Origin of the sequence: Bradyrhizobium guangzhouense (genome assembly GCF_004114955.1) — a bacterium.
Taxonomy (GTDB): Bacteria; Pseudomonadota; Alphaproteobacteria; order Rhizobiales; family Xanthobacteraceae; genus Bradyrhizobium; species Bradyrhizobium guangzhouense.
The window spans coordinates 1,582,705-1,596,453 of sequence record NZ_CP030053.1 but is presented as its reverse complement, the minus strand read 5'-3'; the positions used below and the strand labels follow the sequence as shown (position 1 = coordinate 1,596,453).

Genomic DNA, 13,749 nt, shown 5'->3' with positions numbered 1-13,749 from the left:
AGTCTTGTGCCGGTGAGATTGCCTATTTCGAGGGCTCGCCGAGCGACAGCATCAGCCGGTTCGCCCAATTGAAGAACGAGGCGCCGTTGATGACGTCGACGATCTCAGCATCGTCGAGGCCCGCACTGCGCAGCGCCCTAATATTTTCAGGACCGAACGCGATCGGCGTCGTGGCCAGCGCCACCGAGGCCTTCACCACAGCGTTCCAGCGTTCGCCGAGATCGGCGCCGACGCCTTCATCCAGCAGCTTCTGCACGTCCTCGCGTCGCTTGGAATAGGTGCTGGCAAAGCGCGCATGGACCGAGGCGCAATAGATACAGCCATTGTAGCGCGAGGTCGCAGCGGCGGCGAGCTCGCGCTCGGCGCGCGGCAGGCCGTCGGCGACGTTGTAGAAGATGTCCTTGTCGGTCTTGGTACGGGCTTCCAGCACCTCGGGATCGCGCACCAGCAAGCGGAAATATTCCGACTTGGCGCGGGCGCGGTCGACGAGACCATTGAAATGCCGGTCGGTGAGCTCGACCTCGGGCAACGGCTCGATCCAGGAGACCCAGCCGAGCTCATCCTGGGTGAAGACATCGGGCGGATTGACGGTGGCACTCATGATGTCGACCTCCTCTTATGCGTTCACTGCGGCAAGCGTGCGCAAGCCGCTGACGACCCGCACCTGAAACGACAGGAACGCGACGAGTTGGGAGAAGGTGACGATGCCGGTGGTCGACCAGCCGGCGGCCTGCAGCGCCTTCATGTCCGAGGATGCCGCATCGCGCGGACGGTATACCAGGAGATGCGCATGCTCGAGCGCCGCGACGAGCCGGGCGCCGAGAGCGGACTTGCTCGCCGCGTCCACGCGATAGATCAGGCCTGCCGTATTCTCGACCGACAGCGGGCCTGCGGGAAACGAACCATAAGGGCCCGAGGTCTTGCCCCGCGCGATCTCGGCGTCGATCGCCTTGACCAGAGCCGCGGCGCCGGCGCTCGTCGCGAGCTTGTTGCGATAGAAGGTGGCGACGGGGGACTCGCCATGGAGGCCGGTCACGAAGGCTGCGACCGCGGCGCGCTCGAGCAGCGAAAATTCGCCGGCGTCGATCGGCTCGAACAGCGAGAGATAGCTCTTCTGCGCATTCTCGCGCGCTTGCAGGCGCTTGGCGCGGATCGCGTCCAGCGCTGATCCCGGCTTGATCCCGGCAAGCGTGTCGATGATATCAGGCATACTCATCATAAAGCCTCGTGCAATCCATCCAATCCCGACTAGCCCGCGAGGGCGACTTCGGGCGCCGTCCGGGTCCAGCCCAGCGCGGGCGCGACTTTTTCGGCCACCAGCTCGATCGACCTCAGGACATAGGGGTGCGGCGCATCGACCGAATGGACCTGGAACACCAGGTCGGTGATCCGCTCCAGCGTCGCATCCGTGCGCAGCGAGGCGATCACCTCATCTGGGCCGCCGACATGGGTGTCGAACGCCGTGATCATTTCCTCCAGCGTCTCGCCGGGGGGAAGGTGCCCGCTCTTCATGAATTGCGGCAGCGCCCGCCGCAGCCCGAGATCGGCAAGCCGCATCGCCTCGCGATGATCGTCGGCGACGAACACGCTGCGCGAGGCCATGATGCGTGGCTCAGCGCCCGGCGGCAGCGCGGCGAGATAGGCGTCGATGATCGGATTCTGGATGTCGGCGAGCGTCGCGTTTGGTGCGTCCTTGGTCCGCGGCTGGGTGCGCGACAGCAAGAGCCCGTCGCCGGCCTTGCCGGCGCGGGCGCCGCCCGCGACCGAGAAGGTCGCCTGCCAGATCCGCTTGTCCAGTTGCGGCCGCTGCGGGTAGAGCGTGTCGCCGCCGTCGAGCAGCTTGCCGGTCAGCGCCTTGCGGACGACCTCGAGATTGCGCGCAAAGATCTCGTTGCGCTGGGTGCCGTCGAGGCCGAAGGCGGCGAAGGCCGACGGATTGCCGCCGGTACCCACGCCGAGCTCGAAGCGGCCGTCGCAGAGCAGGTCCAGCACAGCAGCGTCCTCCGCCACCCGCACCGCACTCTCCAGCGGCAGAGTGACGATGCCGGTGCCGAGGCGGATGCGCGAGGTCTGCGCGGCGACATAGCCGAGGAAAGTGAAGGGCGACGGCAGGCCGCCCTCGCGTTCGTGAAAATGGTGCTGCGCGATCCACGCGGAATCGAGGCCAGCCTTCTCGGCGCGCACGATCTGCTCGGCGGCGAAGCGATAGCGTTCGGCCGGCGGGGCCTCATCGAGCAGGCGCGTGAAGAATCCCAGGCGTTTCAGGTTTGCAAGGCGTTTCATACGACCCCTGTCGGGCGAGGATGGGCCCCGATGATGTCGGTTGCTGGAGCCGGAGACAAGCGGGCAATGCGCAAGGCTGCCCGCCGGGATCGCGCCCCCGCGCCAGACCTTTGGCTAGGCAGACTGCCTACCAGCTCGGCAGCACCGCGCCTTTGTCGCTGATATCGAGCCCGGCCGGGTTGAAGCCGACACCGTCCTCGCGCTTGATCGCGCCTTTGTCCCGCGGCAACATCTTGGTCTCCATAACTCAGCAGCAGTGATGGGAACCGTATTCGCCGCTCCGCCGGATGAAATCAATGAAATGGATATCCATATTGACCGCCGGCGGCGGGCAACACTTCTCTGATCGTCGCCAAATAGGAAATGAACGCCAATGGGAGCGGGTGCGGTTGCGGCAAGCCCTTCCTAGGCGCGCGGCTCGGTGCGCCAGGTCGACGGCGACAGCATGATCAGGGCGCAGATCGCGGCATAAGCGGCCAGCGACACCGTGACCATGGTGGCGAGCCCACTCATGCCCGCGCCGAAATATTCGACAGCGATCCAGCCGCCGCCCGCCGCGATCAGGATCCGCGCAACCGCGCCCGCAAGCGGCCCCATCGCCCGGCCCGTACCTTGGGCGGCGAACGACGTGACGAAGCCAAAACCGAGCGCCGCATAGGCCGGCGCCACGATACGCAGGTAGGTCATGCCCTCACCCACGACGTCGGCGTCGTGGCTGAACAGATGCAGCCAGGCGGTCGGAACAATCGCGACCAGAAGGCCGATCGCGCCGGTCATGATCAAGCCGGCGGCGCCGCTGACCCAGCCGATCCTCTGCGCCCGCGCGGTCTGGCCCGCACCCATGTTGACGCCGACCATGGTCAGTGTCGCCGTGCTGATGCCGAACAGCAGCGGGATCATGATGTAGTCGAGCCGCGAGGCGATGCCGTAGCCGGCAAGCGCCGAGGTGCCGAACAGGCCGACCGCGCCGGTGACGAGGATGACGGTGAGGTTGGTCAGCACGGCATTGAACGCAGTGGGAATGCCGACCTTCAGCATGTCGCCAAATATCTTTGCGCGCAGCGGCACGATGTGCAGCCGCAGGCCGGATGCGCCCGAGGACATGTAGCGCAGCAGGAACAACATCGCAGCGCCGTAATAGAGGCCGAAAGCAATGCCGGCGCCGCCGATGCCGAGGCTCGGGACCGGGCCGAAACCGAAGATCAGCAAGGGCGAGACGGGAATGGTCACGATGGCGCCGATCAGCGTCACCAGCGCCGGCACCTTGACGTTGCCGGAGCCGCGCAGCGCCGCGGCCTGGAGGTTGACGATCCAGGCTGGAATGGCGCCGGCAAACAGATAGCTGGAGTAAGTGACGGCCGCGTCGAGCGCACCGTCGCGACCGCCGAGCGCACGGAACAGTGCGACGCCGCCGAAGTGCGCGCCAAGCGTAAACAGGGCGCCCGCGATGATCGCGAGCACGATGGCGTGGAACAGCGCCGCGTCCGCATCGTCGCGGCGGCCGGCGCCGACTGCCCGTGCCACTGACGAGGCGACACCGGAGCCGAAGCCGCCATTCGACATCATGGTCATCAGCATGAAGATCGGGAACACCAGCGCGGCACCCGCCAGCGCATCGGTGCCGAGATAGCCGACATAATAGGCTTCGGCGATGTTCACTGCGGTCTGTGCCACCAGCACCGTCACGGTCGGCGCTGCGAGCCTGAGCAGCGTCGGCAGGATCGGCGCGGACAGAAGCGCGGCGCGTCGTTGGTCGGCTGACGTCGCCGCGGGACGAGCCGCGGCCACACTGCGCGCCGAAGCCTCCATTGTCGGCATTGACGATGCGGCGACATCCTCGACTGACATTCCTGAGATCCTGTTCCGTTACGGGGCCGCTACGGCAGCCATTGAATTATGATCATAATGTATTATTATGATCGTAATGCAATAGAAAATCGCTCACGATGTTGTGGCCATGCGTTTCAGGCCGGTCATCAGGAGGGAGTTGAGACCATGCGGTACGAAAAGGGACACAGGGACGAGACTCGTCGGCACATCCTCGATGTCGCCTCCGCCCAGTTCCGCGAGAGCGGGATCGCCGCGGTCGGCCTCGCCGGCATCATGTCGGAGGCGGGTCTCACCAACGGCGCCTTCTACACCCACTTCGCCTCCAAGGAGGACCTGGTGCGGGAGGTGCTCGTGGATGCACTCACAAGGCGCGAGCAGCGGCACAAGGCCAATCTCGAGAATGGCGTCGCGGTCGAAACCGTGATCCGGGACTATCTCTCAGCGCGTCACCGCGATCGCGCCGGCACCGGCTGCCCGACCGCCGCGCTGGCCGCCGAGATCGCGCGGCACCCCAAGACAACGCGCGATGCCTTTACCGGCAAGATCTCCGATCTCATCGGATTGATGGCGGAGCAGATCAGGCAAGGCACCGCAGAAGAGCGGCGACGCAGGGCGATCACGATCTATTCGACTATGGTCGGTGCGCTGCAATTGGCGCGCGCGGTCAACGACAGGCGATTGTCCGACGAGATCCTGGAGAATGCAGTGGACGCCGCGCTGACAATCGCGAACGAGCGCTGACGCGCTCGTCCGACCGGCATATCCAGCTACACCGGATCAAACGCCCGGATCGGCGGCAGGTTGCCGGTGAACTTCTCCACTTCTACCGTGGTGAGCTGGCCGGTGCAGCCTTGCGCGAAGGACGAGGTGCCGATGTCGCGGGTGAGCACGTTCGGATTGCCGTGCACGCAGAGCGGCGCATCGTCTTCCGGGTCCATCGGGTCGTACCAGGCGCCGGTCGGCAATTGCACGACGCCGGGCGCGATGCCGTCGGTGACATGCACCGCGGCCAGGCACGCGCCGCGCGCGTTGAACAGGCGGATGATGTCGCCGTCCTTGATCCCGCGCGCATCGGCATCGCGCGGATTCATCCGCGCGACCTCGCGGCCGCGATGCTTTGCGCCCAGCGAATGTCCGCCGAAATCGAGCTGGCTGTGCAACCGCGTCACCGGCTGGTTGGCGACGAGGAAGCACGGCGCGCCGGGCTTTGGCATATCGCTCTTCTCGAGCCAGACCGGATGGCCCGGGCAATCCACGTCGCCGTGGCCGGCGATCTTCGCGGAATAGATCTCGATGCGGCCGCTCGGTGTCGGCAGCGGATGCGCCACCGGATCCTCGCGGAAACTGCGCAAGCGACCGCCATCGTCGGGCTGTTGCGGCACGACCAGGCTGCCGCGCTTCCAGAACTCCTCGAAGCTCGGCGCCTTCAGGCCGCGCTTGGCGAGGGAGGCGCGGGTCGGCTCGTAGAGATGCTCCAGCCATTGCCGCGAGTTGCGCCCTTCGGTGAAGGGCTCGCGGGCGCCGAGGCGATCGGCGAGATCGGCAAAGATCTCATAGTCATCGCGGGCGAGCCCAAACGGCTCGGCGATGCGGTGCATCGCGACCATCAGCGGATCGTTGCTGGAATAGCCGATGTCCTCGCGCTCCAGCGTCATGGTCGAGGGCAGCACGATATCGGCGTGGCGCGCGGTCGCGGTCCAGGCGAGCTCGTGCACGACCAGCGTGTCGACTTTGGCGAAGGCCTTGCGCAGGCGGTTGATGTCCTGGTGGTGATGGAACGGATTGCCGCCGGCCCAATAGACCAGGCGGATGTCCGGATAGGTGCGCGTCTCGCCATTGTAGCGATAGGTGCTTCCAGGGTTGAGCAGCATGTCGGCGATGCGCGCGACCGGAATGAAATCCCTGACACCGTTGCGACCCTGCCCGAGCGTCGGCCCCGGCACGTCGTTGACGCGGCGGCCGTAATAGCCGATCGCGCCGAGCGAATAGGCGTAGCCGCTGCCGGGAAGGCCGATCTGGCCCAGCACCGCTGCCAGCACCATGCCCATCCACACCGGCTGCTCGCCATGTTCGGCGCGCTGGAGCGAATGCGAGACGGTGATGAGCGCGCGCTTGCCGGCAAGCCGGCGCGCCAGCACGCGAATCGTGTTGGCGTCGACGCCGCAGATCGCGGCGGCCCATTCGGCATGCTTTGGCTGTCCATCGCTTTCGCCGGTAAGGTAACGCAAAAACACCGGCCACCCTTCCGTGTAGCGATCGAGGAAAGCCTGGTCATGCAGGCCTTCGCCGACCAGCGTGTGGACCATGCCGAGCATCAGCGCGGTGTCCGTACCTGGCGTACATGTCATCCATTCGGCGCCGGCCTCGACCGGCAGATCCTCGCGCAGCGGGCTCATCAGAATGAACTCGCAGCCGCGCTTGCGCGCCGCGGCCATGGCGCCGCGCTCGACATGCTTGCTGATCGAGCCGCCGGCCACCATCGAGTTCTTCAATGCCATGCCGCCGAATGCCAGCACGATCTCGGTTTCGGTCGCGATCTGTTCCCAAGTGACGTTGCGCTTGGTGATGTCCTCATAGCCCGCCATGATCTGCGGCAGCAGCACCGAGGACGCGCCGGAGGAATAGGAGTTCACCGAGCGGACATAGCCGCCCATCGCGATGTTGAGGAAGCGGTGGACCTGGCTCTGCGCGTGGTGCAGGCGGCCGGCGCTCGCCCAGCCATAGGAGCCGCCGAACACGGCGCCGGGGCCCCGTGTGTCGCGGATGCGCATCAGTTCGTCGCCGAGCAGGTCCAGCGCCTTCTCCCAGCTGACGGAGACGAATTCGTCGCGGCCGCGCTTGTCGTCCGGACCGGGCCCGCGCTCGAGCCAGCCACGCCGAATGGCGGGCTGGGCGATCCGTGCCTGATGGCGAAGAGCACTGGGAAAATTGTCGATGATGCCGTTCGGATCGGGATCGCCGGCATAGGCTCTGACCTCGAGCCCGGCTTTGCCGTTGCGCGCCGAAAACACGCCCCAATGCGAGGTGTGGGGCTTGAATCCATCCGACAAATCGAGGCCGGGGTCTGGGAAGCCGATCGTATCGTCCATCGCGTGGCCCTCAATCGCGGAGCGCCGAGCAGGCAGCTCCGGTTGCAATCATCGCCACACTATAATGAGGCCCGCGCGTGCGGAGCAATTGATTACCGATGCCCGGAACCTGCGCGCATAGCGGCATCCCACGGCTCGCAGCCCTTGGTGGCGGAGTTCAATCCGTCGTCCTGAGGTGCGAGGCTTGCGATGCGACGCATCGCCAGCGGAGCCTCGAAGGATGAACGGCCGAGATGCAGCCGAACCGTTCATCCTTCGAGGCCTCCGCCCAGCGGCGCAATTGCGCCGCAAGGCTACGGCACCTCAGGATGACGGTGACAGAGTTGCGCTCGTTGTTCTCGACGCTCGCCATTTCGTCGCACCGCTTTCCACCATCGTCGGCATTGCCGCCTCGTGCCCCATGCAACATGATGGGGTGCCGGTGACGACTGTTCTTGTGGCAGGTGGAGGTCATCCGATGGACGAAAACGACATCCGCGGACTCGTTGCGGAGGTGAAGCAAGGCACACTGTCGCGGCGCTCGTTCATTCGGACGATGGCCACGGTCGGCATCACGGCGCCGGCTGCGAGCCAGATCCTGCTCTGGAACGATGTGGCGATGGCGAACGCCACGCTGCCCTACAAACCGGCGAAAGCGGGAGGCGGCGGTCCGCTCAGGATGCTGGTCTGGCAGGCGCCCACCTTGCTCAATCCGCATTTCGCGCTCGGTACCAAGGACCAGGTCGCCTCACGAGTCTTCTTCGAGCCGCTTGCCGGCTGGGACAAGGAGGGTAATCTCATCCCCTGTCTCGCCGCCGAGATTCCGACCAAGGCGAATGGCGGTCTCTCCGCTGACGGCACCAGCGTGATCTGGAAGCTGAAGCAGGGCGTGACATGGCACGACGGCAAGCCCTTCACCGCCGACGACGTCGTCTTCACCTGGACCTATGCCGCCGATCTCGCGACGGCCGCCTACACCACGGGATCCTACAAGGACATCATTGTCGAGAAGATCGACCACCACACCGTCAAGATCAAGTTCAAGGCCCCAACCCCGTTCTGGGCCGACCCCTTCGTCGGCGCGGTCGGCCAGATCCTGCCGAAGCATCATTTCGGCGACTATGCCGGTGCGAAATCGCGCGATGCACCGGGCAATTTGAAGCCGGTCGGCACCGGTCCCTACAAATTCGTCGAGTTCAAGCCCGGCGATCTGCTCCGGGCCGAACGCAATCCCGACTATCACGTCAAGAACCAGCCCTTTTTTGACACGTTCGAGATCAAGGGCGGCGGCGACGCGGTCTCTGCGGCCCGCGCCGTGCTGCAGACCGGCGAATACGATTATGCCTGGAATCTGCTGGTCGAGGACGAGATCCTCAAGCGCATGGAGACCGGCGGCAAAGGCAAGGTCGAGTACACGACCGCCGGCGGCATCGAGTTCATCATCCTCAACACCACGGACCCGTGGACCGAGGTCGACGGCGAACGATCCAACGCCAGAACAAAGCACCCGACACTGTCCGATCCGGCCGTGCGCCGGGCGCTGAACTTGCTGATTGATCGCGACGGAATCCAGAAATTCATCTACGGCCGCGCTGCGATCGCAACAGCGAGCTTCGTCAACCAGCCTCCGCAGTTCAAGTCTGGCAAATTGAAATACGAGTTCAACATCGACAAGGCGAACAAGATCCTCGACGAGGCCGGCTGGAAGATGGGCGCCGACGGCATCCGCGCGAAGGACGGCAAGCAGCTGAAATACGTCTTCCAGACCTCGATCAACGCGCCGCGCCAGAAGGCCCAGGCGATCGTCAAGCAGGCCTGCCAGAAGGCCGGGATCGAGCTCGAGCTCAAATCGGTCACCGCGTCGGTGTTCTTTTCGTCGGACGCCGGCAACCCGGACACTTATACGAAATTCTACTGCGACATGGAGATGTACAACGCGACGCAGCCGCAGCCCGACCCGGAGCGGTTCCTGAACCAGTGCGTCTCATGGGAAATCGCGAGCAAGGACAACAAATGGCTCGGCCGCAACGTCTCGCGCTGGTCCGATCCGGAGGCCGACAAGGCCTACAAGGCCGCACAGAACGAGCTCGACCCCGTCAAGCGCGCCGCGCTGCTGATCAAGGTCGACGAGATCTTCTGCGAGGCCAACATCTTCCTGCCGCTGCTCTCGCGTTTCATCGTCGGCGGCGCCGTCAATGGCCTGATGACCGATATCTCGGGGTGGGACGTCACGACGTGGAATATTGCGAGCTGGTATCGGATCTGACGGCACGCGGCTGCGAACCGGGCTCTCTCAAAGCGCCGGGCCGCATGCCGTATTTGCGCATGATGGCCTTGCTCAGGGCACTTTCGGACGCGTAGCCGACCTCGTGGGCGATCTTCGCGACCGGATCCAACGTGCCGGCCAGGCGCTTGCGCGCGACCGCCAGTCTCAGATCGGACAGGAACGTCATCGGTGCAACGGCTGCTCGCTTCTGAAAGGCGCGCACCAGCGTCGCGCGCGAGGCGATCGCGACCTCAGCCATCTCGTCGAGCGTCCAGTCGCGGGCGAGATCGCCAAGGATCGCGAGCACGACACGGGCGGTGGTGCGGTCCTGCAGGAGCGACAGCGTGCCGTCGCCTGACGCCTGCCCGGTCAGATGGTCGCGCAGCATCATGACGAACAACGCCCTCGCGAGATCGGCCGCGACCATCTCGGACCCGGCCCGCCCCGCATCCAGTTCGTCGCGGATGTCGAGCAAGAGCCGCCGAAACCGTTCCAGCAGCGGCTCTCCGGCCGTGCGAAGGATGATCTCGTCGGGGAGAGCCGCGATCAGCGGATTCTCCTCCGAGGTTTCGAACAGGAAGCGGCCGCAGAGCAGTTCGGTATCGACCGCGGCATCGACCGTGGCACGCTGACGCACGCCATTGCGGATTTCGGTCGAGACCCGCCCTGCAGCGCCCCTCACCTCGCTCCGCATCAGATGACTGTCGCCGTGCGGCAGCAGGAGAATGTCGCCTGCTTCCAGCCGTTGCGGGCTTAAGCCCGGCCTCTCGACCACGCAGGAGCCACGCGTCACCATGTGGAATTGCGCCCATCCTCTGCCATTCGGCGCGTGAGGCGACTCCCAGCTGCCGCCGAAGCTGCAGGAATCCTCGATCACGGGACGAATCCTGAACAGCGGCACCATCGCTTTCAACAGTTCGGCTGCATCAACCTCCGACATCAGCACTCCTTGATCCGCCCGGACATGAGCCCGAGCCGCCAGGCCATATCCCGGAGCGGCGAGGGCCGGCACCTTAGAGGCCAGAACACCAAGGGAGGTTAACATGGCCATGCTCGACTGGAACACCTATCGCCGCCAGCTCATCGCCGGTGTCGGCGAGATCGGAAAGCTGTCGCCGGAAACGGTCAAGGGTTACGCGACGCTGAGCGGCGCCGGCGCCAGGACCGCTCACCTCGACGCCAAGACACGCGAGCTGATCGCACTCGCCGTCGCCATCAGCCTGCGCTGCGACGGCTGTATCACCGTTCATGCCGCCGAGGCGAAGAAGCACGGCGCGAGTGAAGGCGAACTCGCCGAGGCGCTCGGCACGGCGATCTCGGTCAACGCCGGCGCGGCTCTGGTTTATTCGACCCGCGCGCACGAGGCCTTCAAGGAAGCTTGAACGGCCCAACGGAAAGAGCGCGTCAATGCTCACTCCTTCTAACACAACCTAACAAGCAATCTTCACCACGTGCGGTAAACGTCGCGGCATGAACGCGGTCGGATTTTCCAAAACGCACGATGACCGATGGGAGATGGTATGACGTTCAAGACGCCAATCGAAATGTCGTCACGGCCCGCGAATGTGTCGCGCCGTGGCTTCGTGGGAGGACTGTCGGCAGGTATTTTGGGCGTGGCCGCGACCGAGGCGGCCAACGCCGAATCGCTGGCGGATGTCCCCGATCGTGGGCCCGGAGCCGAACTCGGCGCGCACAGCGAACGATCCCGCTTCGTCAAGATCGATCGTATTCCGGAGGCGACACCAGGCAAGCGCAACATCGATCCCGGCGACGCCATCAATTCCAAGACGCCGCATCAGAAGCTGGTCGGCAACATCACGCCGACCGATCTGCATTACGAACGCAGCCATTCCGGCGTGCCTGATATCGATCCCGCGCAGCACCGGCTGCTGATCCACGGCATGGTGCAAAAGCCGCTGGTGTTCAGCGTCGATGACCTCAAGCGGATGCCGTCGATCTCGCGCGTGGTCTTCATCGAATGCACCGGCAATGGCTGGGAGAACTGGAAGAAGGCGGATCCCGAGCTGACGGTGCAGAACACGCACGGCCTCGTCAGCACCAATGAATGGACCGGTGTGCCGCTCAAATTCCTGATCGACCTCGTCGCCAAGGACAAGGGCTCGACCTGGATGCTGGCAGAAGGCGGCGACGGCGCCGGCGTCGATCGCAGCATTCCGCTCACCGACGAGATCGTGAACGAGGCCTTCATCGCCTATGGGCAGAACGGCGAGCCGCTGCGGCCCGCGCACGGTTTTCCGATGCGGCTGGTGATGCCGGGCTTCGAGGGCAACCTCAATATCAAATGGCTGCGCCGTCTCAAATTCGGCAACGCACCGTGGATGACGCGCTGGGAAACGGCGCGCTACACGCAGTTGCTGGCCGACGGCAAGGCGCGGCAATTCCAGCTGCGGATGGACACCAACTCCGTCATCACCCAGCCCTCGGGCATGATGCAGATCCAACCCGGCTATGTCAGGATCTCCGGCCTCGCCTGGAGCGGCCACGGCAAGATCGCCAGGGTGGAGATTTCCACCGACGGTGCCAAAACCTGGCAGCAGGCGCAGTTGAGCCTGCCGGTGCTGCCCAAGGCGCAGGTTCGCTTCCAGATGGATTGGGTGTGGGACGGCAAGCCGACCACGATCGTCAGCCGCTCCACCGACGACCAGGGCAATGTTCAGCCCGACCGCAAATCCTTCATCGCCGCGATGGGGACGAATGCGCTGTTTCATTACAACGCCCAGCAAAGCTGGAGCATCGACGAGGCCGGGAGGGTTCGCAATGTCCTCGCATAGCAAGCTGCTTTTCGCCAGCCTCCTCGCCGCCGGTCTGCTCGCGGCGCCCGCGCTGGCCTTCGACTTCGGTCGTCCGGCAACGTCCGACGAGATCAAGCTGTGGGACATCGACGTCGGTCCCGATGGCAAGGGTCTGCCTGACGGCAGCGGCACCGCCGCGCAAGGTAAGCAGGTCTTTGCCGACAATTGCGCGGCCTGTCATGGCGAGAACGGCCAGGGCGGCATCAAGGATCGTCTTGTCGGCGGACAGGGCACGCTCGCCTCCAACATGCCGGTCAAGACGGTCGGCAGCTTCTGGCCCTATGCGACGACGCTGTTCGATTACATCCATCGCGCGATGCCATATCCGACGCCTGGCTCGCTCAGCACCGACGAGACCTACGCCGTCACCGCCTACATTCTGAGCCTGAACGGCATCGTTCCCGCCGACGGCAAGGTCGACAAGGACTCCTTGCCGAAAATCAGGATGCCCAATCGCGATGGTTTTGTTCCGGATCCGGAATTCGATCCGGCGAAGCTGTTTCACAAGAAGTGAGCGCTTGGACGTGAAGCTGTCGAGATTGATAGGGATCGTCGCGCTGATTGCAGTGACATGTTTATGGGAGACTCAAGCCATGGCCGCGGACGGACTCATCACCATCAAGAGCCATTTCGGACCTGACGACACGATGAAGCGGCTCGAGGCCGAGGTGAAGGCCCGGGGCCTCACCGTGTTCGCCCACATCGATCACGCCGCGGGTGCGGCCGCGGTCGACCTGAAGCTGCGGCCGACCGACCTGCTCATCTTCGGCAATGCCAAGGGTGGCACGCCGTTGATGCAGCAAGCCCAGACGGCCGGCATCGACCTGCCGCTGAAAGCGCTGGTCTGGCAGGACGAGCAGGGCGAGACCTGGCTGTCCTACAACGATCCAGCCTTTCTCGCACGACGTCACGGCGCCGGGGAGCCGGCCAAGCCCGTCGTCGCGGCGCTGACCGGCGCGTTGCATGCGATCGCGGCCAAAGCGACTGCGCCCTAGTGTGAGGCGGGATCCATGATCAGCACAGACAATCAAGCGGCCGTCGCGCCGGCGGGCTCCGAAGGCAGCAAATTCGCCAGATGGATCGTCGTTGCGGTGCTGTGCGCCCTGCTTCTTGCCGCCTGCATTCTCGGCTATCTCGGCTGGACCAGCACGGATACCAAGGTTCCGGAAGCAGGTTTTGTCGCACTGGTGCTCGGTGTCGTGTTCTCGCTCGTCATCGGCGCCGGCCTGATGGCGCTGGTGTTCTACAGCAGCCGCAAGGGCTATGACGAGCCGGTGGTGCTGATCCCGGAGCCGGTGAGCGATCCCGAAGACGAACGCGACGCGCAGCGCTGACGAGGCGCGTCGACACATGATTGCGGCGCGGAACTGGGCTGCGCTGCCGCCTCTTGGATTCTTGCCAAATGACGGGCTAGGTCAGACCCGATCCGGAATGCTGGGAAGGCCTCGGTGTCAATCGAGGCCTTTTTCGTGACCGGGCCTGTCCCGCT

13 protein-coding genes are annotated in these 13,749 nt (G+C 64.9%); 7 read left to right on the top strand and 6 right to left on the bottom strand.

Annotated features, from left to right (window positions below; translation table 11 throughout):
* Positions 1-22: 22 nt before the first annotated feature.
* The 4 genes from XH91_RS07705 to XH91_RS07690 form a co-directional block, all read right to left on the bottom strand.
* Positions 23-601, bottom strand: coding sequence for an alkylhydroperoxidase domain protein (locus tag XH91_RS07705; protein WP_128950019.1), 579 nt, complete (start codon positions 599-601; stop codon positions 23-25).
* A gap of 15 nt (positions 602-616) precedes the next feature.
* A complete protein-coding gene (locus XH91_RS07700; RefSeq protein ID WP_164933908.1) occupies positions 617-1,216 on the bottom strand; it encodes a CMD domain protein in 600 nt (199 codons plus the stop codon).
* A gap of 32 nt (positions 1,217-1,248) precedes the next feature.
* Positions 1,249-2,283: a putative FMN-dependent luciferase-like monooxygenase gene (locus XH91_RS07695; protein WP_128950017.1), complete on the bottom strand. Its 1,035-nt coding sequence runs from the start codon at positions 2,281-2,283 to the stop codon at positions 1,249-1,251.
* Positions 2,284-2,688: 405 nt separating this feature from the next.
* Positions 2,689-4,131, bottom strand: coding sequence for an MATE family efflux transporter (locus tag XH91_RS07690; protein ID WP_128950016.1), 1,443 nt, complete (start codon positions 4,129-4,131; stop codon positions 2,689-2,691).
* A 147-nt stretch (positions 4,132-4,278) separates the two neighbouring features.
* Here XH91_RS07690 and XH91_RS07685 point away from each other — a divergent pair, with 147 nt between their 5' ends.
* Positions 4,279-4,854, top strand: coding sequence for a TetR/AcrR family transcriptional regulator (locus XH91_RS07685; RefSeq protein WP_128950015.1), 576 nt, complete (start codon positions 4,279-4,281; stop codon positions 4,852-4,854).
* 26 nt (positions 4,855-4,880) lie between these two features.
* Here the strand turns inward: XH91_RS07685 and XH91_RS07680 are convergent, their stop codons facing one another.
* Positions 4,881-7,202, bottom strand: a complete 2,322-nt coding sequence (locus tag XH91_RS07680) for a molybdopterin guanine dinucleotide-containing S/N-oxide reductase (protein ID WP_128950014.1) — start codon at positions 7,200-7,202, stop codon at positions 4,881-4,883.
* 457 nt (positions 7,203-7,659) lie between these two features.
* On the opposite strand from XH91_RS07680, the gene XH91_RS07675 reads away from it, so the two are divergent.
* Positions 7,660-9,447 (top strand): peptide ABC transporter substrate-binding protein, encoded by a 1,788-nt coding sequence (locus XH91_RS07675; protein ID WP_164933907.1) that lies wholly within the window; start codon positions 7,660-7,662, stop codon positions 9,445-9,447.
* Here the strand turns inward: XH91_RS07675 and XH91_RS07670 are convergent.
* Complete coding sequence (locus tag XH91_RS07670; protein WP_164933906.1) at positions 9,410-10,387, bottom strand: AraC family transcriptional regulator; 978 nt, start codon at positions 10,385-10,387, stop codon at positions 9,410-9,412. The genes XH91_RS07675 and XH91_RS07670 overlap by 38 nt on opposite strands.
* A gap of 103 nt (positions 10,388-10,490) precedes the next feature.
* On the opposite strand from XH91_RS07670, the gene XH91_RS07665 reads away from it, so the two are divergent.
* The 5 genes from XH91_RS07665 (at position 10,491) to XH91_RS07645 (ending at position 13,594) form a co-directional block, all read left to right on the top strand.
* Positions 10,491-10,829: a carboxymuconolactone decarboxylase family protein gene (locus tag XH91_RS07665; protein WP_206733521.1), complete on the top strand. Its 339-nt coding sequence runs from the start codon at positions 10,491-10,493 to the stop codon at positions 10,827-10,829.
* 138 nt (positions 10,830-10,967) lie between these two features.
* A complete protein-coding gene (soxC, locus tag XH91_RS07660; RefSeq protein WP_128950011.1) occupies positions 10,968-12,239 on the top strand; it encodes a sulfite dehydrogenase in 1,272 nt (423 codons plus the stop codon).
* Positions 12,226-12,774, top strand: coding sequence for a c-type cytochrome (locus XH91_RS07655; protein WP_128950010.1), 549 nt, complete (start codon positions 12,226-12,228; stop codon positions 12,772-12,774). Before soxC ends, XH91_RS07655 begins: the two co-directional genes overlap by 14 nt.
* Before the next feature lie 79 nt (positions 12,775-12,853).
* Entirely contained in the window at positions 12,854-13,255 is a 402-nt protein-coding gene (locus XH91_RS07650) for a DUF302 domain-containing protein (protein ID WP_430648535.1), read from the top strand.
* 15 nt (positions 13,256-13,270) lie between these two features.
* Positions 13,271-13,594, top strand: a complete 324-nt coding sequence (locus XH91_RS07645) for a hypothetical protein (protein ID WP_128950008.1) — start codon at positions 13,271-13,273, stop codon at positions 13,592-13,594.
* The last annotated feature ends 155 nt before the right edge of the window (positions 13,595-13,749 follow it).

Excerpts from the sequence above, each read along its gene's own strand:
- XH91_RS07705 (WP_128950019.1), bottom strand. The coding sequence starts at position 601 with ATGAGTGCCACCGTCAATCCGCCCGATGTCTTCACCCAGGATGAGCTC.
- XH91_RS07700 (WP_164933908.1), bottom strand. The coding sequence starts at position 1,216 with ATGAGTATGCCTGATATCATCGACACGCTTGCCGGGATCAAGCCGGGA.
- XH91_RS07695 (WP_128950017.1), bottom strand. The coding sequence starts at position 2,283 with ATGAAACGCCTTGCAAACCTGAAACGCCTGGGATTCTTCACGCGCCTG.
- XH91_RS07690 (WP_128950016.1), bottom strand. The coding sequence starts at position 4,131 with ATGTCAGTCGAGGATGTCGCCGCATCGTCAATGCCGACAATGGAGGCT.
- XH91_RS07685 (WP_128950015.1), top strand. The coding sequence starts at position 4,279 with ATGCGGTACGAAAAGGGACACAGGGACGAGACTCGTCGGCACATCCTC.
- XH91_RS07680 (WP_128950014.1), bottom strand. The coding sequence starts at position 7,202 with ATGGACGATACGATCGGCTTCCCAGACCCCGGCCTCGATTTGTCGGAT.
- XH91_RS07675 (WP_164933907.1), top strand. The coding sequence starts at position 7,660 with ATGGACGAAAACGACATCCGCGGACTCGTTGCGGAGGTGAAGCAAGGC.
- XH91_RS07670 (WP_164933906.1), bottom strand. The coding sequence starts at position 10,387 with ATGTCGGAGGTTGATGCAGCCGAACTGTTGAAAGCGATGGTGCCGCTG.
- XH91_RS07665 (WP_206733521.1), top strand. The coding sequence starts at position 10,491 with ATGGCCATGCTCGACTGGAACACCTATCGCCGCCAGCTCATCGCCGGT.
- soxC (WP_128950011.1), top strand. The coding sequence starts at position 10,968 with ATGACGTTCAAGACGCCAATCGAAATGTCGTCACGGCCCGCGAATGTG.
- XH91_RS07655 (WP_128950010.1), top strand. The coding sequence starts at position 12,226 with ATGTCCTCGCATAGCAAGCTGCTTTTCGCCAGCCTCCTCGCCGCCGGT.
- XH91_RS07650 (WP_430648535.1), top strand. The coding sequence starts at position 12,854 with ATGGCCGCGGACGGACTCATCACCATCAAGAGCCATTTCGGACCTGAC.
- XH91_RS07645 (WP_128950008.1), top strand. The coding sequence starts at position 13,271 with ATGATCAGCACAGACAATCAAGCGGCCGTCGCGCCGGCGGGCTCCGAA.